This window comes from Melaminivora alkalimesophila, from assembly GCF_000282995.1.
Classification (GTDB): domain Bacteria; phylum Pseudomonadota; class Gammaproteobacteria; order Burkholderiales; family Burkholderiaceae_C; genus Melaminivora; species Melaminivora alkalimesophila.
The window spans coordinates 1-829 of sequence record NZ_ALEE01000174.1 but is presented as its reverse complement, the minus strand read 5'-3'; the positions used below and the strand labels follow the sequence as shown (position 1 = coordinate 829).

At 77.2% G+C, this 829-nt stretch carries 2 pseudogenes; both read left to right on the top strand.

Annotation, left to right across the window (positions count from 1 at the left end):
• A pseudogene (locus A612_RS17255) lies at positions 1-417 on the top strand (DEAD/DEAH box helicase); the annotation flags it as partial.
• 141 nt (positions 418-558) lie between these two features.
• Positions 559-829, top strand: a pseudogene (locus A612_RS17655) (peptidase M14); the annotation flags it as partial.

The following is an 829-nucleotide window of genomic DNA, read 5'->3' as shown; positions in this document are numbered from 1 at the left end:
GGCGGTGGCCAGCGCACCCGCCAGGCCGGTGCGGCGGCAGGCGACGAGACTTCTGCGCGTGGCAGCAAGAGCGAGGCCGGGCGGGGCCGAAGCGGCGAGGGCGGGCAGCGCAGCGGCGGCCAACGCGGCGCAGCGCGCGCCCAGCAGCAGCCCGGCACCGGCGGCGGCCGCAAGCGCAACGCGGGCGGCTCGGCAGGAGGCAGCGCCGGCACGCGGCGCGGCGACGACAGCCAGCCGCGCAGCGAGAACGCGCACATGCTCACGCAGCTCGGCCATTCCCTGCTGCCGCGCGGCGCGGGCGGACACGGCGGACAGCCCGATCCGATGCGCACCAGTGTCGACATCATGGCAGGCAGCGGTCGGCGCGGCGGTGGCCGTGGCGGTCCGCGCGGCCCTCGCGGGGGCTTCGGCCGCTGAAAGGGCAAGGGCGGCCGGGCGGCCGCTCCTGCGCCATCCCTGGCACTGTGCCCGGCCCGATGCCGGGCTTTTTTCTGTCACGGATCGCCGGACGCTGCAGGCTAACATCGTGGGCGCAACCATCCCAAGCCGTCTGCCACCATGACCCTTCTGCCCCCGACCCCCGGCCGCCCGGGCCGAACCGTGCGCTTTTCCGATCTGGCGGCCCTGCGCTGCGCCCCGGCGCTCGTCGCCGCGGCGCTGCTGGCAGCCTGTTCCAGCACCCCCCTGCCCCCCTGGCCCACACAAACCCCTGCGGGCTCCAGCCCCCGACCGGCGCGGGTCGTGCCCGCACCCCTGGGCGGCCCGCAGGCCTCGCAAGAGGCCGAGGCCGGCGCGGTCACGGTGACACCCATTCCGCCCGGCAGCGGCC